Below are 18,595 nucleotides of genomic sequence, written 5' to 3'. Positions count from 1 at the left end.
TAAATGGTTTTTTTTGAAAGAGGTGCTTACAAAGGATAGTTCTGCTGTCTCAAACAGAAGAAAATTCATTAATTGCCCAGGCTGATGATGATAGTGCCTTTACTGAGCTTTATAACTATTATTTTCCTCGAATTTATATGTACAATACCGTGTTGCCGACATCAATGCTGTTGAAGATTTAACCAGTCAGATTTTTGAAAAATTATTCTCTAAAATTAGACACTATCAACCGGAAAGGGCGGCATTCTCCGCATGGCTTTTTAGTATTGCTCGTAATACTATAACTGATTATTATCGCAGTCGTAATCGGACCAATTTTACTTCCCTCAATTTAACTGCGGATATCATTGATTCTAAGCCTGATCCTGCTGAGATCACAGCTTTTAATGAAACAAAACAGCATTTATTAAAGGCTTTAGTTTCTTTAAATCAACGGGAACGAGATATTATAGCATTGAAGTTCTGGAGCGGGCACTCAAACAGAGATATTGCCAAACTTATCGGCATTAGTGAAAGTAATACCGGTGTTATATTGTTTCGGGCCATGCGGCGGCTGCGAATTATTCTGGAAAGCCAGGGGGTGAACATCTATGAAAGTTGAGGAAAAAGCAAGTATTTATCTGGCATACCTGGATAAAATTTTGGCCGGGGAAGATGATATTGGGCCTGTTAAAGATGTAGAGATTGAAAAGCTTCTTCTAATGGCAAAAACAATGATATCTGCTGATTTTAGCGTTGACAGCAAAGTTAGAGAATCCCTAAGAAAGAAGCTTTTAGCTCAACTGAAAGAAATAAATAAATCATCAAGGTTCTATCATAAGAAATTAACCTCTATTCGAGAGTTGTTTGTAGGAGAAAAAATACAAATAGTAGCGGAAGAAGCACCCGGTTATTATTCCACCGACCTGGTAATCCCCCTACACCAATATAGCCTTAAACCCATAAGCCGGGGTTATTATTTCTGCGACATCACTGACGAACAGCTTTTTTTTGAGAAAATCAAACATATCCTTGGAAATGATCAAAAAGAACCAGACGACTTTATTAAAAACATGCTCAAAGAAACCCCACAAATCCGCAACTATGCCAAAGCACCCAGCGGCTTAATTGTTGATATCGGAATTCTTAAGTTTGAGCCAATTGTTATTGTGAAAAGAATCGTTGAGGGTAAAGAGGTCACTTCAATGGTATTTAGAACAGAAGTTCTAAATTAGATATGCATTATTGTATGTAAATTATTTAAGAAGGATAATAAAGTGGAATATAGAAATATATTCCTTATTATTTATCATATTGAAGTTACAGGAGGCACCATTGGAAAAACATTTAAACATAGACCAATTAAATAAACTTATAAAAACATTCTGTGAAGACAGAGATTGGGACCAATATCATAATGCCAAAGATTTATCTATTGGTATCGTTACGGAAGCTTCAGAATTATTACAGTTATTTAGATTTAAGTCAAATTTAGAAGTTGATAATATGCTAACTGACGAAACTATAAGAACTGAAATAGGAGAGGAGCTAGCAGACATCCTTTTTTTTATATTACGCTTCGCTCAAAAATATAACTTTGATTTGTCGTATGAATTGAACCGTAAGGTGGAAATTAATAAAAAGCGATATCCAATTAGCGAATACAAGGGTTCTAACAAGAAGAACACAAATGATAAGTAGAAATGACATAACTGACCACTTGCACTAAAGGTCAATTATATACATTATTAACTAATTTGCATTATAAAGTCAATGCTCTTCGAGGCAGAGCATTAAGAAATAAGAAGCGTAAGGAGAATCGAACTATGGGGAAAATAGGTAGAAATGAGTCCTGCCCTTGTGGAAGCAATAAAAAATATAAAAATGCTGTATTGATAAGCCTGATAAGAGTTATATGAATGAAGGCTTTGTTCAATATATGCAAAATTTCATGACATACGAAGAAGTAAACAATATAAGCACTAATGAAATTATTCAACGGTTAGAGAGTATCGGTATCGCATTTGATCAAGAGGTTTTTTTAAGAGATGTAGAAAATTTTTATTCTGCACAACAAATATCAGAGAACTGGTTTACTAATTTTAAGGTAAGGGTAAAAGGTAGGGAAGAAGATTTTCCCTGGTTGGCTGCATGGATTTTATGGGAGAGATTAGCACCAGCGCACTTATTATCAAAAGAACAAATGAGTGAATTGATTAAAAAGGGCTTCGAACATTTATCAACAAATGATTCTCAAACAGCCTGCAATATCTGGCTAAAAGTATGGGAAGCATTAAAATACAGGTTCAACCTCAATTATAAAAATCTGGATTTCCTTGACAAACAGTATAAAGGAAACTTTTTTATTAGAAACTTCTGTCAAGACCTGGAATGTGCGTTGCAGAACGCGGGACTGGAAGATAAATTTTATCTTGAAAAAAGAATTCATTTTTGCAAAGAATTTTTAGAAAATTTCCCCGGCGAGGAGGAATTAATGATTCATAATATGAGACGAAATATTGCAGAATCCTATTCAAGCCTGGGTGACTATGAACAGGCTGAATTAGAGTTTAAAAATTTAGTGCAAGATTTTCCCGATAATCCCTGGGGCTACATTGGATGGGGGGATATGTATTATTTGGAACAAAATCAAAATTACGCTTCAGCAAAAGAACTTTACAAAAAAGCTCTAACTATGGCAAAAGATGAAATGGATATAGATGCTGTACAGGAAAGATTAGAAGACTTAGAATACGAAATGAAAAACCGATAATTAGATTCAATGTTTGGCCTGTAAGAAGGTGAGCACAGCCCAAGACATTTTATTTAAAGCAGTTTACATTTTCTTAGGGTAGGTGAAATACATGCTGATTCAATGCACCAAAGCCTTACTGGACAAAATGAATATTACTAGAGATCAGCTGAAGTCCCCCGAGGGACATGAATGTTTCCCGGACAGCCTAAAGGCCTGGCATGCCAATATTGTCAATATAAACAGAAGGAAAGCAGTTATTCTGATGAATAACGAAACAAGATATCCGGTGGTTATTTACAGGCCAAAACCAAAGAGTTTTGCAAGAATGAAAGAACTTATTAGAGAGGCTATAAGAGTTACATTGCGTATGGAAGGCATACGTGAAGATGTGATAAATAACTATATGGCTGATGCTGGCGAAATTGTGTTTTCAAAAACTGCAAATAAAAGTATGGTAGCAAAGATGAATAACACCGTTTATGAAGTGGGATTTATGGAGGAGTTTCTGGATGAAAGGACACAGATTCAAAGATACATAAGCATTGTAACAGGCAGACTAATTCAAAAATCTGTTACAAACGAGTATTTTCACCCAATACAAAAAATGATCGAGTGCCTGAGCATTTATTGTGGTAGTGATGACAAAAGTAATCCGGAAGATATTTTAGATGTAAATCTCTATCAACTTAAGGTGAACCTCCCCCACCTACACTTTCAGTTTAGAGGTAGGGGCTTCCAGGAGAATGACTAATGATATACCCGGGACGATTACTCGTTAGAGGAACCTCATTCACAAAGAATGCTCGAATATCCACTGACTCTCCTGACAACAAGAGGTTTAGCTTTCCTCCTGGCCCGGAACAGGGCTTCTACTACTTTCCGCTAACTGGCGGGCCGTAGATACGTTATCTTGCTTATGGGTATTCCCAAATCTTTTATTTCTCCATATTTGTGTTTTGCTAATATGTTTTTAGCACCATGGATATCCCGGTGTTCATTATAGCCACAATGACACCGGTAAGTTCTACCGGATACTTTTTTCTTCCGGTTACAGACAGGACATGTCTGTGTGGTGTATGATTCATCTATCCTGTTTAGGTCAATCCCTGCTGCAGCCAGCTTGTAGGTAAGATACATTAGCAGAATACCAAAGGGCCATTGACTCAACTTTTGATTTACTTTGCGGCTCCTGTGTTTCTTTTTGGGATTTTTTTTGTGAGCTTTTGTGTTTCGCTGAACCCCTTCCACATCACCAACGACTACCTGTTTAATTTGGTTCGCTTCAGCCCACCTGACAAACTGGCAGCTGGTTTTATGAAGGATATCCCGCTGTTGTCTTTGTGTCTTTTGCTGGGTTTTAACCAGTGCCCGGCGAAGTTTTTTCCATCTTCTTGAGCCTTTTTGGCATCTGCTTAGCTTTTTTTGGAGTTCAGTATATTTTTTGTTCCGCAGGCGTTTTTGGGAGCGAAGCTTCCGGGAAGTGATAATAAGTGACTGGCCGTTGTCCGCCAGGGAGGCTATCCCATGAATTTCACCCATATCAATGGCGGCAGTAAACTGTCCGTTATTTTCTTTAGGCTGCCTGCCATCTTCATAGCTAACAGCCAGCATTAGCTTTCTGTCCCAAATTAGTTCAATTTCTTTGATTTGACCTTGGGGCAGGTGAGCCAGCTTTACCCGGATTGGAGGTGTGCGTTTGCCATTAATTAAGCACATTTTTAATTCAATTAACCCGTTAGAGTGGACTGTAAAACCGTCTTTTTTCCACCGTGCAGGATAGTGTTTTTTCTCTTTGTAAGGGTAGCGAATATATTTAAAGCCTTTTTGTCTGGCCTTCCAAGCATTTGTCCTTGCTTGTAAGTATCTTTCCTGGACTGACTGGATGCTTTGACTGTGAAGGTGATATTGTTTACGGGTGAGTTGTTGTAGTTCACTTAAGTTAATCCAACAGCCTGTTTGCTGGTGATGGTTTCTAGCATGTTTCAGGCAATCATTCCAAATTGTGGCTGAAATGCGGTTACAAGCAAATAGTCTTTCTAAGTCTTTTTTGGAAACCCGAAAGGTTGTTTTGTGGGTACGAATCACTGATTTTCACCTCCCTCTAATTGCTTTTTATATTTCCATTATATCACAATTAAGGAGAGTGGGGAACAATAGTTCGTAACAGTTTTCGATTTTTTCAGCATTCATCTCCCACCTGTAGAGGATGGAGGTCTTCTGCCTAAGAATAGAGAAAAACGATTCATCCCCTACCTTCGCTTTGCTTAGAGGAAGGGGTCTTCTCGCTAAGATGATAAATCAGATCCTGAATATGAGAGTATGAAAACCTGGGCTGAATCACAAAAGGAAAGAAGACTAAGCCGGGAAAAGATAAATGATCGACTAAGGCTTTCTATAAGTGGGTACCGCTATTCACCTCTATGAGAAAACACCTGTTTATGGTTGGTTTTAATTAAAGACCGGACGGACCCGATGTCCGCACTTTTTTCCCAAGGCGGACTAAAGTCAAAACGTATCATGATAAGTCGAGATACAATTTCACAATATCTTTAATTTTCTTTCTACATTCTTCACACTCTATTGATCTATTGATCCGCATTTATTTCCAGGGCGGGTTTTTAAGGTTTGCCCAAAATATATTCCATTGACATTTCATGAGCTAATGAGAACATCTTTATTCTTTTAATTTTTAATGTTATAATGCTTTTAAAGGTACGTTTAGGAGGGATATTATGCGGATGGTTAGTATTACTGAAATAAGGAGAAATGCAAAAGCAGTACTTGCAGAATTAGTAAAAAATAAAAAGCCGATTGCTATTTTACAAAGATCAAAACCTGTTGCATATATAATAGATGCCGAAAGCTTTGATAAGCTGCAATTATTGGAAGATAACGATTTAAAGGAAAGTCGAAAAAGGTTCTTAGAAAAAATAACGAAAGTTAAAAAGCGGATTGTTAAAAAAGGAGTGCCTGAAGATTCTATTATGTTAATAAGGGATTTACGAGAAGGAAAAAACCGGTATGAGTAAGTTCATTTGTTTAGACACGTCTGTATTAGTAAAAGTTTTTTTTGAAGAACAAGACAGTTCAAAGGCAGTTTTTTTAATGCAAAACATCATAGAAAAAAATCAAATAATAATATTGCCTTCCTTTGCCTGGGCAGAAATGGGAAGTATTATTAGGAAAAAAATTAGATCTAAGCAAATTACTTTTCAAGATGGTGAAGAGATATGGACAAATTATACTAATTTCCCGGGGATTGAATACTTAGAAGGAGATTCAATAATACATAGAGCCTGGAAAATCAGTTGTTCTTTTGACATGCCTACCTTGTATGATGCAGCCTTTTTAGCTGTATCAGAAGAAATAAGAGAAAAAACAAAAAAAACTTGTGAATTATGGACAGCAGACGAGAAATTAATTAATTCCTTAAGAGGCAAGAAACAATATGTAAAATCTATAAAGGAACTGCAGTGAAAAATGGCTGCAATTGTATTGTAACCAGGGTTGGCCTGTTAGTTCCCGGATCAATTAATTGAAAAGGGACTCAATCTTTGACTTGGAATACATCAGTTTTCCCCGGGGGAAATGAAATGAGCAAATCTGGCTTTAGAAAAAGACATCTGCTGTTACCGGTATACATTATCATGGTTCTGGTTATTTTTATCCTGCCCTTTTTCAGCATTGAAGGTTATTCAATCATATATCATACAACCAGTCAGTTGGGTGCGCAGATGACGCCCAATGCCTGGATCATGAATATTGTCTTTCTCTTTTTAGGAATCGCCTGTATTATAGAAAGCTGGCTTTATTTAAAAAAATACTGGTTTCAAAAGATTTTGTTGACTATTTTTGGTTTATCACTTATTTTTACCGCTATCTTTAAGCATGCCCCATTCCATATGGACCTGTTATACAACCTACGGGAGGACCAGCTACATTCGTTTTTTGCCAGCATGGTAGGATTTTCTTTTACTATTTTTGCTTTTTCTGCTGCTTTCATTGAATTAAAACCAGCCAGACGTCTTTTGGCTGTGCTGGTGGCAGTCATCGCCGTGTTCTTTTCAATACTTATCTTTAATACGCCCTACGCCGGAATATGGCAGCGCCTGATGTTTATTATTTCTTTTGGATGGTTAATAATATTTCTTAAGGGAGCAGCGGTTAATTTTAAAAAGTAAACTGGAAGAATAAAGAACTATTATAGCGACGATGGGTTTTCGGAATAGAATGATACATCTCTATCAGTGAAACTTATATGGGGAGAGGCGGCAAAAAATATGGCTGTATCTATTTACAAAACAAAAGAAGGAGAAAAAATAGTAAAAGAATTATATGATCGGCAGGTTCAGAGCTTAGAAGTAGAATATAAAGATGTTTTATGTGGACACAAGATTTGGGAAAACCCACATCTTAAAGGTAGGCAAGGAAGATGCAAAGCCAATATTGTTATTTCATGGTGGAAACAGTACCGCTCCATTTTCATTAAAACAAAACTTGTATTTAATTAAAGACTATCAAGTATATGCACCTGATACTATTGGACACCCTGGAAAAAGCGATCAGAGCGTTTTATCATCAAATACACTTGAATATGGTGAATGGGCATCGGATGTCATTGATTCCTTAGGTTTTGAGAGAATTATCTGCATGGGAGAGTCCTTTGGTGGCGGTATTCTAGCTAAGCTTATGTGCATTTCTCCTGAAAAGATTTCAAAAGCAATACTACTTGTACCAGCTGGAATATATAATGCTTCAAAATCAAGACTTATTTTCAGCATGGGAATACCAATGATGATGTACATTGAACAAAGAAAGAAAAGTGGTTCGAGAAAGCATTTTTACCTATGACAACCAAAGGGGAACCGATTGATAAAGATACATTGGAAATGATTCGCATAAGCTTCCACCATGTTAAAGTTAATCCTAATATGCCAAGTAATGTTATTAAAGAAGAGATAAAGAATTATCAGGCACCCACATTATTACTGGCGGGTGAAAATGATGTATTATTCCCAGGTGAAAAAGTAATTCAAAGAGCAAAGGAAATAATTTCTAATGTTGAAGCATACCTTTTGCAAGATTGTGGGCATTTGTATTTTTCTTCAGAGAAAAGGAAGCAATACATGAAAAGAATAATAAATGACTTTTTGTAATAGCTGATAAGTAAGCTTTACAAAACTCCAATTGTAAGAAACGGCAAAATGCTACGGTAGGTTATCAACCTGATGTGTGGAAGGATTGGGGGTAAATGGGCTATAATATCGCATGCCACACGGCAACTGCTTATTAATAATGTTTTTTGTGGTAAGTGTGGTGTTACAACAATAGTGGATTATACTTTACATAATAACCGTTTTGGGGTGGTTCTTTAAGGTATATGAAAGAAGTGCAGCATGGATGTAGCGAGGCTTGTTGAAGATGGTTAAACAATTTAAAAACGGAGTGATGATTTGGTAAAATTAGCTACATCTTTCCTGATAATAAACGTTGTTAGCTTTATTGTTTTGGGTTTAGATAAAAACAGGGCTAAAACCGGTAACTGGAGGATATCGGAAAGAAGTTTGTTTGTGTTAGCATTTATTGGCGGGGCTATTGGTATTTACCTGGGAATGAGGATTTTTCGCCATAAAACAAAGCAACTACACTTCACCCATGGCATACCACTCATAATATTTTTTAATTTATTTGTAATATATTTTTACTTAAGCCGGTAGCACATTTTATCATAACTGGAGGTTATTTATTTTAACTTCAGGCACAAGGCTTTGACTCCAGGTTACTGTAAAACACGCCATTGCTGCCGTGGAGAGCTGGGTCTGCTGAATACCCATTTCCGCTAACAGCAGAAGAGACTTTTTTCCCTCCGTACGTCAAAAGTAAGTAGGATAGGTTAGGTTTCAAGATAAAACTACCATATAAGAACCGGCAGTCAAGATGAGGGCCAACGACAGCGTCAAAGACGACTCCCCACCCCTTTGTCTTAAGAAGAAGGACGGCGACCAGCCGGCTCAGTATTGTCTCACGTATAATGTCTTACGCCTAAAGCCTGGGGTTAAATTCTCGTCCATCTGGACTCCATAAAGGGGGGAACGCCTTCACTAAGCTTGATCTTAGCCGTCCACAGGTAGGTTTTTGGCCACTGGCGGAAGATCTTGGCAGCGTTAAACAGGAACTTCAGGAAAAGGGTCTTGGGGCGTGGCTCCCACCCGCCTCTGGGGTTAAGGGTTACTTCCACCTCTTCACCACTGCGGCTAACCTCATAAGTACCTCTCACCACCCCTGCAGACTCATCCGCGCCAAGGACGAATTCGCCGCGAAGGGAAGTATTATCCGCGATGTGGGTGATTTCCGGAAAGGGTGGGTGAAACTCGGCTGCAAAGCTATGGCTTTTGCGGCTTGAACTAATGCGGGCAAAGGAGGGATAGTTCTGTTGCTCTAAAAGCTCATAAAAAGTGTCATTCGGCCCGTAAAGCTTGTTTCCTTCCCCTCTAAGTGGCTCAAGCGCCTGTGACTGTGCCGGGCACCAGTCCACCAGAAATGTATCGGCACTGTAGCGCATAAAGTACACGCGAGAACCATTAAGTGGGAATGGGAAGGTATCTGCTTTATGAGTGCGGCCGTTAATGCTGATGGTTACGTCAGTATTGGCCCGGCGGACAAAATCAAACTTAAACATCAGATAGACCGGTAGAGACGAGGGATTAGCCGAGGAGCTTCCCACAGGCGCCAATAGCGAAAAGGGTTTGGTTGGCTTCTGGCTTTTTTCCACAATTTCAACTTCCACCTTGCGGCCAGCTTTGTCCTCAAAGGCGAAGGCCACATCAACGCCGCTTGTGGTCACGCTAAACCGGGCATTGATCATGGGACTTACAGTGGTATCAGCCAGCCCCTTTGCTGCTACGTCTATTTTATATTCTTTGGACAGGCCAGGTTGCTGGTACACATCGATATAGCCGTCCTTGCGCCAGGCTATAATTCTTAAGCCTGTACCGTAAGAAACATCATCAAACCACTGCGGCTCAAAGCCAATGTAGATTTCGTCCGGATCCTTCTCAAAATTGATGAGGAACAATCGTTCCATGGGACTTATGTTTAATGTAAAAGGCGAATACATGTGAAAACCTCCAGTCGTGCTTGCATAGTCATCCTCCTGAATCATTTTACTTTCTTCTTAGTTTAACCTTTTCAATGATGATCATAACTGCAATCACAATGGCAGCTATGACAGTGAAATTGAGGAAGATGTCCCGGTACGCATCAGGATGCAGAGGTTGAAACCGACCAAAGAGCCAGGTATAGCCAAGGACCAGACCCATTGATATGGCATAGGGCAACAGGTAACGCAGGACTTGATTTTTGACCTGAACCTTAAAAAATAAATGGATTGTGGCGACAGCAATGAATATTACAGCGGCTCTGTTAAGCAAGTGCACGTTTGTATCGGTCAACTGGCCTGTGTAGAGCTGCCATGCGCTGCTGGTGATTGTGGTAAATGTGTAAAGAATGGAAAACAGAATGATGCCTTTTTTGATTTCTACCAAGATGAGATTTGTCATTTCAGCCCCCTGTGCAAATATTATAATTTAAAGTCCCTCACGGATGATTATAGACATAATCTCCCTTGTTACCTGATCTAAAACAACTTTTTATGCTAACCATTGTTTCGCCAAACCCCCGAGTTTTTCCTGCCGTTATCAGAAGACGGAAAAAAGTCTTGCAATTAGCACATAGGGTTAATAATATTGGTAGTCACATTCCAGGTGTATTAGTTTGGCGTAACGGGAAATTGAAAAATAGATTATACACAAACGAGGGTTTATCAATGGGAGCTAGAAAATATAAGGAAATCAATTGTGAAATTGCATTAAACCAGCTTAAAAGAAGGATGCCGTACAGCTGGGACTTAAACATTTATCGGGGCTGCGAACATGGCTGCAAATACTGCTTCGCTATTTATTCCCATGAATATTTAGGTTCTGATAATTATTGTAAGGATATATATGTGAAAACAAATATTATAGAGCAGCTTGAAAAACAGCTGAGCAGCGGGAACTGGAAAAGAGAGATTGTGAATATTGGCGGGGTAAGTGACAGCTACCAGCCGGCAGAGGAGCATTATAAACTAATGCCGGAAATTTTAAGGTTACTTATCAAATACCAAACTCCTGCGATTATTTCAACAAAATCGGATTTAATTCTTAGAGACTATGATTTAATTAATGAATTGTCGAGGATAACCTATATTAATATCGCCGCAACCATTACAACCGTGGACGAAGAATTAAGAAAGCTAATTGAACCTGGTGGGGTGGAATCCAACAGGCGTTTCAAAATGCTCAAAACATTTAGAGAAACCAATGCTTCTGTGGGATTGCATGTAATGCCCATTATTCCATATCTGACAGACAGCTTTAAGAACATTGATTCACTTTTTAATAAAGCAAAAGAAAGTAATGTTCATTATGTTTTGCCAGGAACTCTTTATTTAAGGGGAAAAACAAGGAGGGTGTTTTTTGATTTTATAAAAAAGGAGTTCTCCGGTCTTTATAATCATTTTTTAGCACTATATAAAACAGGTGGTGCAGACAAGGATTATAAGAATACCTTATATAAGACCGTAAATTTGCTCAGAGATAAGTATTCTCTTTCCAGCAGTTATTCTAAGCCAATGAAAGAAAAATTGAAAAAAATTGAATAACAGCAGCTCACATCTAGAAAGCTGGTTTGTTATTTTAAAAAATAATCAATAGAAGGGGGAAATTTAAAATGTCATTGGTACAAATTTTTGGGTTAGTTACTAGGGGGCGGTTCTTAACTATATTTAGTTTAAATCTTATTGGGAGGTTATTTATGTTATAGGTAATATTTTTTTACGTGTGAAATACTTTTCCTTTGGATATTTAGTACCATTAGCTTGGATGATTATGTATGGTGCCACTTTAAGAACAAATTCATTTCTATACAAATGGTAGAAAGAATGGCTCCTATATTGGCTGTTTTTAGCCGTGCTGGTTTATATGAAATAATGGCAGGTGTGCTTTTGGCTGTAGCAACTAATACTATCTCAGTTAATAAGTCAGAGAGTTTTTTCTCCAAGTCTAAACCGGTCCCTAATTATTAGCAGGAGCTGCTTTGCGAGAAGCCTATATGATTGTAAACCTATAATAAAATCGGGGATCGGGGCCATTCCCTTTTTAATTGAGGCAGTTACTGCACAAAAAGATGGGAGGACAAATAGTGTCGAGAAAATATGCTTTTAACCTGGCTGCTTCAGTATTAACATTTTTTATGGGATTTTCACATTTTTTCGTTCCCTTGTTTTTGCCCTGGGAACAGCATGCGGCTGACCTGTATGCACCAATTAGCTGGGCCTTGTATGCAATGAACTTTTCCTTTAGTTATTTACTTACACTGGGAGGTATTCTTACATACGTTTCTTTCAACCATATCGCCATACGAAAATGGATTGTAGGTGGAATGGCATCATTTTGGATTGCCGGGGGGGTTTATCAGCTGGTAATCCCTTTTCCACTAGACGAGGCCAGGTGGATTTTACCCGTTATATCATTCGTCATTGCTATACTATATTTGGCAGTCTTATTCCCCTTAGAAAAGGTTGAACAACAATAGAGAAATAATACTTTGGTATCAGTATTCAGGGGGTAAATTAGAATATATTTTTGAGAGGTGCAGGTATCACTGTCGCTGGTGAGACTCCTTGCTAGATCGCGTGACATTGTCCCACGGCAGTTGAAATGGCCAATCATTGGGAGTTCAATTCTTTATAGAATTGCTGGTACTGGAATTTAAGAGTATATTAATAGAGCTTAAAGAGATTATTTTGCAAGAGGGAGGTTTGATTGAATTATGGTATTGATTGCAATTACTGCATTTATGGGGCTAACTTGTTTTGTCCTGGGTTATCTGGTAGGTAAAAAGCAAATGGTGGAGATTCTGGCGGGTTATGATCCGAAAAAAGTAAAAGACCAGGAGAGGCTCGCCAAGTGGGTCGGGGCCAATCTAATTTTGATGGGAATCCTGGCGTTTGTTTCCGTAGGGCTGATGGCAGTTGTACCTGAAGGAAGAGGAGTATTGTTTTTGGTGTATGCTCTGGGCGCCATACCCTTGCTTTCCATGAGAATTGTTCTGGGAAATCGGAGATTTATTATTAAATGATTTGCATTTGCTCCGGTTTTGGTATTGACTGGCTCAAAAGCATAAAGATTTAGAGAGGACACATTAATACGTTTGAAAGAAGAACTTGAAGAGCTTTTAAATAAACCTGTTGATGTAGTAACAGAAAATGCTGTTAACCCAATTTTTAGAAAACAGGTTATTAATCAAGCGGTGCAAGTATGAAAGAAGACAAGGTTTATTTGAATCATATCATTAAGTGTATCTTAAAAGAAGTCTTCTAATCTTTCCTGTACAGCTATTATATCAATTTCATCTTTTGCTATAGCTAAAGCTTTTTCATAAAGTTCTTTCGCTGTAGCATAATTCTGATTCCAAATCATTCCTTAAGGAGATTATTTGATGGGCATACAAATATTTGGAGCAACAAAATGCTTTGATACTAAAAAGGCAGAGCGGTACTTTAAAGAGAGAAAAATTAAATATCAGTTCATTGACCTCTTTAAATATGGATTAAGTAAAGGTGAGTTGGCAAACGTGAAAGCTGCCGTAGGTTTGAATAATTTATTTAATCAGGATACGGGTGAGTATAAGAGACTTAACCTTCAATATATTGGAAGTAGCAGTGTCCGAGAAGAAATTCTTTTCAAAAACCCTAAGCTTTACAAAACTCCAATTGTAAGAAACGGCAAAAATGCTACGGTAGGTTATCAACCTGATGTGTGGAAGGATTGGGAGTAAATGGGCTATAATATCGCATGCCACACGGCAACTGCTTATTAATAATGTTTTTCGTTATAGGAGACTTTTTTCCCTCCGTACGTCAAAAGTAAGTAGGATAGGTTAGGTTTCAAGATAAAACTACCATGTAAGAACCGGCAGTCAAGATGAAGGCCAACGACAGCGTCAAAGACGACTCCACACCCCTTTGTCTTAAGAAGAAGGAAGGCGACCAGGCTCAGTATTGTCTCACGTATAATGTCTTACGCCTAACGCCTGGGGTTAAATTCTCGTCCATCTGGACTCCATAAAGGGGGGAACGCCTTCACTAAGCTTGATAGCGATAATTCTTTTTTGCGAATTTAACGGCTACTTCCATCTGAAAAGCCAGGCTTTCAAAAAAATCCAATTCATGGAGAGGACGATTCAATTTTTGAATAGCCGTTTGAAGAAACTTTGCTTTTTCTTCCATTACCCTGTTCAGCATATACATATAAAGGTCTTCTTACATGATCAATAACCATCTGCAGAATATGCCGGACAATTAGCTTTAAAGAGAGGATCTGGGGAAAATTTAGAGATGCCTTTGATCAGTACATTACTTCCATGGTTAACCAGGCCATAGAAGCCGGAGAGGTGCGAAAAGACTTAGTGGCCTTTCCGAAGACAGCAGTTATTCTAAGCCAATGAAAGAAAATTTAAAAAGTGAATCAGCTATCAGAACTGAACAGGATGCATTGGATTTGGTGCCTTATGTGGAAAACATTCTAGGAGGTGGGGTTTAAAATGTATGAAAAGCTAATTGCTCCTTGTGGAATGAATTGCAGCTTATGCATTTCTTATCAATTCATGAAAAATGACTTGAACAAACAAGGATTCCGCAAGAAATATTGTCCCGGCTGTATTCCGAGAGGAGAAAACTGTACTCACATGGGTGATCGATGTGAGTTGCTTGGAAAAGGGAAAGTCCGATTATGCTATGAGTGCAAAGCTTTTCCCTGCAAAAGATTGAAATCTTTGGATAAACGCTACCGCACAAAATACCATATGAGCATGATAGAAAATCTTAAATTTATTAAAGAAAATGGCCTGGAGGGATTCCTGAAAAAGGAAGAGGAAAAGTGGCAGTGCCCGGAATGCGGCACAGTGATATGCTGCCATAACGGACTGTGCTTGAATTGTAATCTTGAAACATTACAACGGAATAAAAAATACCGCTGGAATGAGGAATAGGCTTATAGCCTCAGTTACATCCTCACGCGTCAATAGGCCCTGGGAGAATGTAACGTTTATTCAGGTAATAGCGGCAGTAAATCATTCTACATTTTGTCGTTCTTTCAGAAAATCTAACAAAATCTTGTTCAATTCCTCCGGTTTGTCCTGGTTGACAATATGATGTGCGTTTTCAACCATCTTCAGCTGGCTTTCAGGCCGGTCTGCATACCATTTTAACAGACATATTTTTAATGAAACTGATGTTCTTTTCAATATTCAATGCTTTAAATTGCCTGAGGTTTTTGACAAAAAACCTGCCGTGTCTTGACACGATCAACGCTTACGTCATTATTGCAGGGAATTTTATTCCTGTGTAGAATATTTTATACCAAATACATATTAACCGTATACCAACCCCGGCCGCAACCTCTGGGTCTTCGTGGGCACCGATTCCGGTTTCGAAGGAAAGACCACACTGTAAAATACATGGATCAAGGTCAACATTGTTTTAGTTGACTATATTCTTTTGATTGAAAGGTGTAGAAGCTAGATGATAGATGTATTATTATTTTTGTTGATGTTTATTGTTAGCTATCTTATTTCTGGAGTTATTCACGAGTTAGGACACATATTAGCTGGTCTTCTCCAGGGATTTAAATTTTTTTTGTTAGTTGTAGGTCCTTTTGGACTAAAGCGTAATGAGGATGATAGAATTGTTTTTTATATCGAAAAGAACTATACGTTTTGGGGTGGTATTGGAGGAGTATTTCCACAGAATGAAGACAACGATAGTTTTGAGAAGTTTGGCAAAGTGCTGCTTTTTGGACCCCTGACATCAATAATATTTGGCCTGCTAATGTTACCGTTAGCAATTCTAACGGATAGCAATATTTTTGTTTGGTTAAGCGCAATGCCGATAGGTATGGGCGTTGCATCCCTTATTCCAGGGAAGATGGGCGCATTTTATACAGATGGTGGCAGATGGTTGAGAATGAAAAGAGAGCATACAAGAAAAGTCGAACTCGCTTTGTGGAATGTTATTCGAAAAGCGGGATTCAACGAAAATTATGCGGATATAAATTTAGACGATGTATGTGTTTTAATTAATGATAAAGAACAAAACATCAAATACTTGGGGCATTACTTTTTATACCTGCATTACAAAGAAAAAAACAATATAGAACAGGTAGAGAAACAAAAATATCTTCTCAAAGAGTTGTCATCACAAGTATCAAAACAAATGCTAAAGGTATATCCTGTCGAGTAATAATCCATTAGCTGGATTAACTGCTCATATATAGCAGAGCCGTCAGTGGTGCTGCAGGTCTTTACCAGCGGAAAGATCTATGTGGGGAAAGAGTGAGTAAGTGTGAACATATTAGAGATAATTTTCATAATTCTTTTAATTGTATGTGGCTTGATAGGAATTCTCCTGGTCACTTCTACCATAAATCATAACTACCAACTGCGAAAAGAAGCCAAAAAATATCCGCCACCAGGGAAGCTAGTCAAAGTAAAGAATCACAAAACTCATATCTATGTAGACGGTCACGGGGATAATACATTGATCTTCATGTCTGGTCATGGGACCACCAATCCAACTATAGATTTTAAACCTTTATGGATGAGAATGGTGGATGAATATCGAATTGCTGTAGTAGAAAAGGCGGGTTATGGTTGGAGTGAAACGTCATCAAGCCCAAGAGATATTGATACCATGCTTAAAGAAACCAGGCAAGCTCTGGAATTTGCCGGAGAAAAAGAGCCATATGTACTGGTTCCTCACTCAATGTCGGGTTTAGAAGCAATATACTGGGCACAGAAATATCCCTATGAGGTAAAAGCAATCATTGGGCTTGATCCAACGGTTCCTGATTTTGTTGACCAATCTCTACAAATGCCTCACAAAACTCAATTATATTTCATGTATTTAGTATCAAGAATGGGTTTATCCCGATTCATGCCTGAGTCTGAAGTAGAAAAGACTTTCCCCCTAATGAAATCTAAAGACCTGACCAACGAAGATTAAGAACAGTACATGGCAATACTTTATAAAAGTGCCTATTCCAAAAACATGTTAAGCGAAATTGACTTTTTGTTGGACAATGCAAAAAAAGTACAAGCCAATAAAATTCCAATTCATACGCCTATATACTTTTTTATCTCTGACGGTAAAGAAGTTCCAGGGACTAATTGGAGAGAATTGCTGTCTAACTATGTGCTGAAGATTGATGTGGGAAAATACAAATACCTTGACTGTGGTCATTATCTTCATCATAAAAAAGCGGATACTATAGTTGATGAGATAAAGGCCTTTATCAGACAAATTAAAATGTGATTGTTAACATTTAATTCTGAGAACAGGGAGAACTAAACAATGCAGAAAACAAAGAAGATTCTTCAATACATTATTATCTTCATTACCACCCTGTCGGTTATATTAATAGGAACAGGCCTTCTTTATATATCTTATGAAAAACACCAGGTTCGCAGGGCCTTTGCCATCGATACCGTCAACGGTATTGAAACTCTGGAGCCAGTCGTCCTGGGTGAGGTTGAACAGTGGATATCTATTCGAGGAACTAATACCCAAAATCCTGTGCTTCTTTTCCTCCACGGTGGACCTGGAGGTTCTGCCCTGCCTAATTTGCGGCATTTTCACCGGGAGTTGGAGGAGCATTTCACACTGGTCAACTGGGATCAGAGAGGTGCCGGCAAATCATATTCTGTCCGTATCCCTGAAGATTCTTTTACTATTGACCAGTTCGTCTCAGACACACACCAGCTGACCCTGCTTTTAATTGAACGTTTCGAAACAGACAAAATATATCTCATGGGCCACTCCTGGGGCACTATTATCGGGATGAAAGCAGTTTACCAGCGTCCTGAACTATACCATGCCTATTTTGGCACTGCCCAGGTAGTCAATCCTGCAAAGGGGGAAGCCATATCCTACCACTACACTTTGGAGTCAGCTTACGCTGACAATAATAACAAGGCTGTAGAAGAGCTGAGGGCAGCCGGTGCTGCTCCTTATGAATTTGACGATACATTTTGGGACAAACTACTGGTTCAACGTAAATGGCTCTCATATTACGGCGGTAATGTACACAATAATAAGAATCTGTTTTCGGACTCATTAAACCTCTTTGCTCCGGAATACAGCATCATAGATTTCTTTAACCTTAAGCGGGGCAATCAGTCCTCGGTATACTATCTATGGGATGAACTGTTAACGGTAAACCTCATGGAACAGGTCACTGAGGTGGAGATTCCTGTCTACTTTATTACAGGCAGGCACGATTATATCGCACCCTTTGAACTAGTGGAAGAATACTACCATCATTTAAAAGCCCCTTCCAAGGAACTCATATGGTTTGAAAATTCAGCCCACAGCCCTATCTTTGAAGAAATTGAACTTTTTCAGCAAATTCTCGTCCAAAAAATTCGCCATGAACCTGAAAATTGACTATTCTAAAAAAAGAATAAATTAAAAAAAACAACAAAAAAAGTTACTGGAAGGTACAATTATAAAAAAATCAGATAAATGTTGACATTATAACTTAGCAATACTATACTAAAGAAATCAATAATGTTTAAAAACGATGAAGAGGAAGAGTAAGAAGAGGATTTCTTTTACAGAGAGCCCCGGCCTGCTGAAATGGGGTAAAGAGTATTCTTTTGAACATGGCCTCTGAGTTGCACTTCGAACCCTTTTTACGGGCGTAGGCTGTGCCGGTCTCTCTCGCACCCGTTATAGTGCTAGAGTATAAACACATTGTTTATGTG

The 18,595-nt window shown here is 38.3% G+C and carries 26 protein-coding genes and 1 other annotated feature (1 of these 27 only partly in view); of the genes, 21 read left to right on the top strand and 5 right to left on the bottom strand.

Going from position 1 to position 18,595, the window contains the following annotated elements; translation table 11 throughout:
* The first annotated feature begins 160 nt into the window (after nt 1-160).
* The 6 genes from HUE98_RS08355 (at nt 161) to HUE98_RS08335 (ending at nt 3,485) form a co-directional block, all read left to right on the top strand.
* Complete coding sequence (locus HUE98_RS08355; protein ID WP_318036551.1) at nt 161-601, top strand: sigma-70 family RNA polymerase sigma factor; 441 nt, start codon at nt 161-163, stop codon at nt 599-601.
* Nucleotides 591-1,214, top strand: coding sequence for a hypothetical protein (locus HUE98_RS08350; RefSeq protein ID WP_241423375.1), 624 nt, complete (start codon nt 591-593; stop codon nt 1,212-1,214). The genes HUE98_RS08355 and HUE98_RS08350 overlap by 11 nt, the downstream gene beginning before the upstream one ends.
* Nucleotides 1,215-1,314: 100 nt before the next feature.
* Nucleotides 1,315-1,680: a nucleotide pyrophosphohydrolase gene (locus HUE98_RS08345; RefSeq protein WP_241423374.1), complete on the top strand. Its 366-nt coding sequence runs from the start codon at nt 1,315-1,317 to the stop codon at nt 1,678-1,680.
* Nucleotides 1,681-1,805: 125 nt separating this feature from the next.
* The gene (locus tag HUE98_RS18010) at nt 1,806-1,898 is read left to right on the top strand and encodes an SEC-C metal-binding domain-containing protein (RefSeq protein WP_407080281.1); all 93 of its coding nucleotides are present in this window, start codon (nt 1,806-1,808) and stop codon (nt 1,896-1,898) included.
* A complete protein-coding gene (locus tag HUE98_RS08340) occupies nt 1,895-2,752 on the top strand; it encodes a tetratricopeptide repeat protein (RefSeq protein WP_241423373.1) in 858 nt (285 codons plus the stop codon). The genes HUE98_RS18010 and HUE98_RS08340 overlap by 4 nt, the downstream gene beginning before the upstream one ends.
* Nucleotides 2,753-2,843: 91 nt before the next feature.
* On the top strand, nt 2,844-3,485 hold the full coding sequence (locus tag HUE98_RS08335) for a DUF6933 domain-containing protein (RefSeq protein WP_407080280.1): 642 nt from the start codon (nt 2,844-2,846) through the stop codon (nt 3,483-3,485).
* Between the two features lie 131 nt (nt 3,486-3,616).
* On the opposite strand, the gene HUE98_RS08330 is transcribed toward HUE98_RS08335, so the two are convergent.
* Nucleotides 3,617-4,819, bottom strand: a complete 1,203-nt coding sequence (locus tag HUE98_RS08330; RefSeq protein WP_241423371.1) for an RNA-guided endonuclease InsQ/TnpB family protein — start codon at nt 4,817-4,819, stop codon at nt 3,617-3,619.
* Between the two features lie 647 nt (nt 4,820-5,466).
* Between HUE98_RS08330 and HUE98_RS08325 the strand changes: the two genes are divergently transcribed.
* From HUE98_RS08325 to HUE98_RS08300, 6 genes are all read left to right on the top strand, one after another.
* Nucleotides 5,467-5,763 carry a type II toxin-antitoxin system Phd/YefM family antitoxin gene (locus HUE98_RS08325; RefSeq protein WP_241423370.1) on the top strand — a complete coding sequence of 99 codons (297 nt, stop codon included), beginning with the start codon at nt 5,467-5,469 and terminating at the stop codon, nt 5,761-5,763.
* Nucleotides 5,756-6,211, top strand: coding sequence for a type II toxin-antitoxin system VapC family toxin (locus HUE98_RS08320; protein ID WP_241423369.1), 456 nt, complete (start codon nt 5,756-5,758; stop codon nt 6,209-6,211). Before HUE98_RS08325 ends, HUE98_RS08320 begins: the two co-directional genes overlap by 8 nt.
* A 116-nt stretch (nt 6,212-6,327) precedes the next feature.
* On the top strand, nt 6,328-6,915 hold the full coding sequence (locus HUE98_RS08315; RefSeq protein WP_241423368.1) for a DUF998 domain-containing protein: 588 nt from the start codon (nt 6,328-6,330) through the stop codon (nt 6,913-6,915).
* 193 nt (nt 6,916-7,108) lie between these two features.
* Nucleotides 7,109-7,585 carry an alpha/beta fold hydrolase gene (locus HUE98_RS08310; RefSeq protein ID WP_241423367.1) on the top strand — a complete coding sequence of 159 codons (477 nt, stop codon included), beginning with the start codon at nt 7,109-7,111 and terminating at the stop codon, nt 7,583-7,585.
* Complete coding sequence (locus tag HUE98_RS08305; RefSeq protein WP_241423366.1) at nt 7,582-7,890, top strand: alpha/beta fold hydrolase; 309 nt, start codon at nt 7,582-7,584, stop codon at nt 7,888-7,890. Before HUE98_RS08310 ends, HUE98_RS08305 begins: the two co-directional genes overlap by 4 nt.
* 297 nt (nt 7,891-8,187) lie before the next feature.
* Nucleotides 8,188-8,451: a DUF1294 domain-containing protein gene (locus HUE98_RS08300; RefSeq protein ID WP_241423365.1), complete on the top strand. Its 264-nt coding sequence runs from the start codon at nt 8,188-8,190 to the stop codon at nt 8,449-8,451.
* A gap of 338 nt (nt 8,452-8,789) precedes the next feature.
* On the opposite strand, the gene HUE98_RS08295 is transcribed toward HUE98_RS08300, so the two are convergent.
* Nucleotides 8,790-9,896 carry a hypothetical protein gene (locus HUE98_RS08295; protein ID WP_241423364.1) on the bottom strand — a complete coding sequence of 369 codons (1,107 nt, stop codon included), beginning with the start codon at nt 9,894-9,896 and terminating at the stop codon, nt 8,790-8,792.
* A 1-nt stretch (nt 9,897) separates the two neighbouring features.
* On the bottom strand, nt 9,898-10,293 hold the full coding sequence (locus tag HUE98_RS08290; protein ID WP_241423363.1) for a DUF6608 family protein: 396 nt from the start codon (nt 10,291-10,293) through the stop codon (nt 9,898-9,900).
* 266 nt (nt 10,294-10,559) lie between these two features.
* Here HUE98_RS08290 and HUE98_RS08285 point away from each other — a divergent pair, with 266 nt between their 5' ends.
* The 4 genes from HUE98_RS08285 (at nt 10,560) to HUE98_RS08270 (ending at nt 13,612) form a co-directional block, all read left to right on the top strand.
* The gene (locus HUE98_RS08285; protein ID WP_241423362.1) at nt 10,560-11,435 is read left to right on the top strand and encodes an SPL family radical SAM protein; all 876 of its coding nucleotides are present in this window, start codon (nt 10,560-10,562) and stop codon (nt 11,433-11,435) included.
* Nucleotides 11,436-11,974: 539 nt separating this feature from the next.
* Nucleotides 11,975-12,367 (top strand): hypothetical protein, encoded by a 393-nt coding sequence (locus HUE98_RS08280; protein WP_241423361.1) that lies wholly within the window; start codon nt 11,975-11,977, stop codon nt 12,365-12,367.
* 237 nt (nt 12,368-12,604) lie between these two features.
* Nucleotides 12,605-12,913 carry a DUF3784 domain-containing protein gene (locus HUE98_RS08275; protein WP_241423360.1) on the top strand — a complete coding sequence of 103 codons (309 nt, stop codon included), beginning with the start codon at nt 12,605-12,607 and terminating at the stop codon, nt 12,911-12,913.
* Nucleotides 12,914-13,273: 360 nt separating this feature from the next.
* Nucleotides 13,274-13,612, top strand: a complete 339-nt coding sequence (locus tag HUE98_RS08270; RefSeq protein WP_241423359.1) for an arsenate reductase family protein — start codon at nt 13,274-13,276, stop codon at nt 13,610-13,612.
* 307 nt (nt 13,613-13,919) lie between these two features.
* Here HUE98_RS08270 and HUE98_RS08265 read toward each other — a convergent pair whose 3' ends face one another.
* Nucleotides 13,920-14,084, bottom strand: coding sequence for a hypothetical protein (locus HUE98_RS08265; RefSeq protein WP_241423358.1), 165 nt, complete (start codon nt 14,082-14,084; stop codon nt 13,920-13,922).
* A gap of 293 nt (nt 14,085-14,377) precedes the next feature.
* Here HUE98_RS08265 and HUE98_RS08260 point away from each other — a divergent pair, with 293 nt between their 5' ends.
* On the top strand, nt 14,378-14,824 hold the full coding sequence (locus HUE98_RS08260; RefSeq protein WP_241423357.1) for a DUF3795 domain-containing protein: 447 nt from the start codon (nt 14,378-14,380) through the stop codon (nt 14,822-14,824).
* An 81-nt stretch (nt 14,825-14,905) separates the two neighbouring features.
* On the opposite strand, the gene HUE98_RS08255 is transcribed toward HUE98_RS08260, so the two are convergent.
* Nucleotides 14,906-15,079, bottom strand: a complete 174-nt coding sequence (locus tag HUE98_RS08255) for an alpha/beta fold hydrolase (protein ID WP_241423356.1) — start codon at nt 15,077-15,079, stop codon at nt 14,906-14,908.
* Nucleotides 15,080-15,356: 277 nt separating this feature from the next.
* On the opposite strand from HUE98_RS08255, the gene HUE98_RS08250 reads away from it, so the two are divergent.
* From HUE98_RS08250 to HUE98_RS08235, 4 genes are all read left to right on the top strand, one after another.
* Entirely contained in the window at nt 15,357-16,073 is a 717-nt protein-coding gene (locus HUE98_RS08250) for a zinc metalloprotease (protein ID WP_241423355.1), read from the top strand.
* A gap of 102 nt (nt 16,074-16,175) precedes the next feature.
* The gene (locus HUE98_RS08245; protein ID WP_241423354.1) at nt 16,176-16,835 is read left to right on the top strand and encodes an alpha/beta fold hydrolase; all 660 of its coding nucleotides are present in this window, start codon (nt 16,176-16,178) and stop codon (nt 16,833-16,835) included.
* A 9-nt stretch (nt 16,836-16,844) separates the two neighbouring features.
* Entirely contained in the window at nt 16,845-17,144 is a 300-nt protein-coding gene (locus tag HUE98_RS08240; RefSeq protein ID WP_241423353.1) for a hypothetical protein, read from the top strand.
* 39 nt (nt 17,145-17,183) lie between these two features.
* Nucleotides 17,184-18,275, top strand: coding sequence for an alpha/beta fold hydrolase (locus tag HUE98_RS08235; protein WP_241423352.1), 1,092 nt, complete (start codon nt 17,184-17,186; stop codon nt 18,273-18,275).
* Between the two features lie 127 nt (nt 18,276-18,402).
* Nucleotides 18,403-18,595: a binding site (T-box leader), on the top strand; it runs 77 nt beyond the window's last position.

Source organism: Candidatus Contubernalis alkalaceticus (assembly GCF_022558445.1).
Taxonomy (GTDB): Bacteria; Bacillota; Dethiobacteria; order SKNC01; family SKNC01; genus Contubernalis; species Contubernalis alkaliaceticus.
This window is presented reverse-complemented; position numbering and strand designations above follow the sequence as displayed.

Bases quoted from the DNA above. Each gene is read 5' to 3' on its own strand.
- HUE98_RS08295 (WP_241423364.1), bottom strand. From the start codon at position 9,896: ATGATTCAGGAGGATGACTATGCAAGCACGACTGGAGGTTTTCACATG.
- HUE98_RS08335 (WP_407080280.1), top strand. From the start codon at position 2,844: ATGCTGATTCAATGCACCAAAGCCTTACTGGACAAAATGAATATTACT.
- HUE98_RS08310 (WP_241423367.1), top strand. From the start codon at position 7,109: ATGTTTTATGTGGACACAAGATTTGGGAAAACCCACATCTTAAAGGTA.
- HUE98_RS08285 (WP_241423362.1), top strand. From the start codon at position 10,560: ATGGGAGCTAGAAAATATAAGGAAATCAATTGTGAAATTGCATTAAAC.
- HUE98_RS08275 (WP_241423360.1), top strand. From the start codon at position 12,605: ATGGTATTGATTGCAATTACTGCATTTATGGGGCTAACTTGTTTTGTC.
- HUE98_RS08340 (WP_241423373.1), top strand. From the start codon at position 1,895: ATGAATGAAGGCTTTGTTCAATATATGCAAAATTTCATGACATACGAA.
- HUE98_RS08305 (WP_241423366.1), top strand. From the start codon at position 7,582: ATGACAACCAAAGGGGAACCGATTGATAAAGATACATTGGAAATGATT.
- HUE98_RS08290 (WP_241423363.1), bottom strand. From the start codon at position 10,293: ATGACAAATCTCATCTTGGTAGAAATCAAAAAAGGCATCATTCTGTTT.
- HUE98_RS08315 (WP_241423368.1), top strand. From the start codon at position 6,328: ATGAGCAAATCTGGCTTTAGAAAAAGACATCTGCTGTTACCGGTATAC.
- HUE98_RS08270 (WP_241423359.1), top strand. From the start codon at position 13,274: ATGGGCATACAAATATTTGGAGCAACAAAATGCTTTGATACTAAAAAG.
- HUE98_RS08240 (WP_241423353.1), top strand. From the start codon at position 16,845: ATGGCAATACTTTATAAAAGTGCCTATTCCAAAAACATGTTAAGCGAA.
- HUE98_RS08250 (WP_241423355.1), top strand. From the start codon at position 15,357: ATGATAGATGTATTATTATTTTTGTTGATGTTTATTGTTAGCTATCTT.
- HUE98_RS08325 (WP_241423370.1), top strand. From the start codon at position 5,467: ATGCGGATGGTTAGTATTACTGAAATAAGGAGAAATGCAAAAGCAGTA.
- HUE98_RS08260 (WP_241423357.1), top strand. From the start codon at position 14,378: ATGTATGAAAAGCTAATTGCTCCTTGTGGAATGAATTGCAGCTTATGC.
- HUE98_RS08350 (WP_241423375.1), top strand. From the start codon at position 591: ATGAAAGTTGAGGAAAAAGCAAGTATTTATCTGGCATACCTGGATAAA.
- HUE98_RS08320 (WP_241423369.1), top strand. From the start codon at position 5,756: ATGAGTAAGTTCATTTGTTTAGACACGTCTGTATTAGTAAAAGTTTTT.
- HUE98_RS08265 (WP_241423358.1), bottom strand. From the start codon at position 14,084: ATGTATATGCTGAACAGGGTAATGGAAGAAAAAGCAAAGTTTCTTCAA.
- HUE98_RS18010 (WP_407080281.1), top strand. From the start codon at position 1,806: ATGGGGAAAATAGGTAGAAATGAGTCCTGCCCTTGTGGAAGCAATAAA.
- HUE98_RS08235 (WP_241423352.1), top strand. From the start codon at position 17,184: ATGCAGAAAACAAAGAAGATTCTTCAATACATTATTATCTTCATTACC.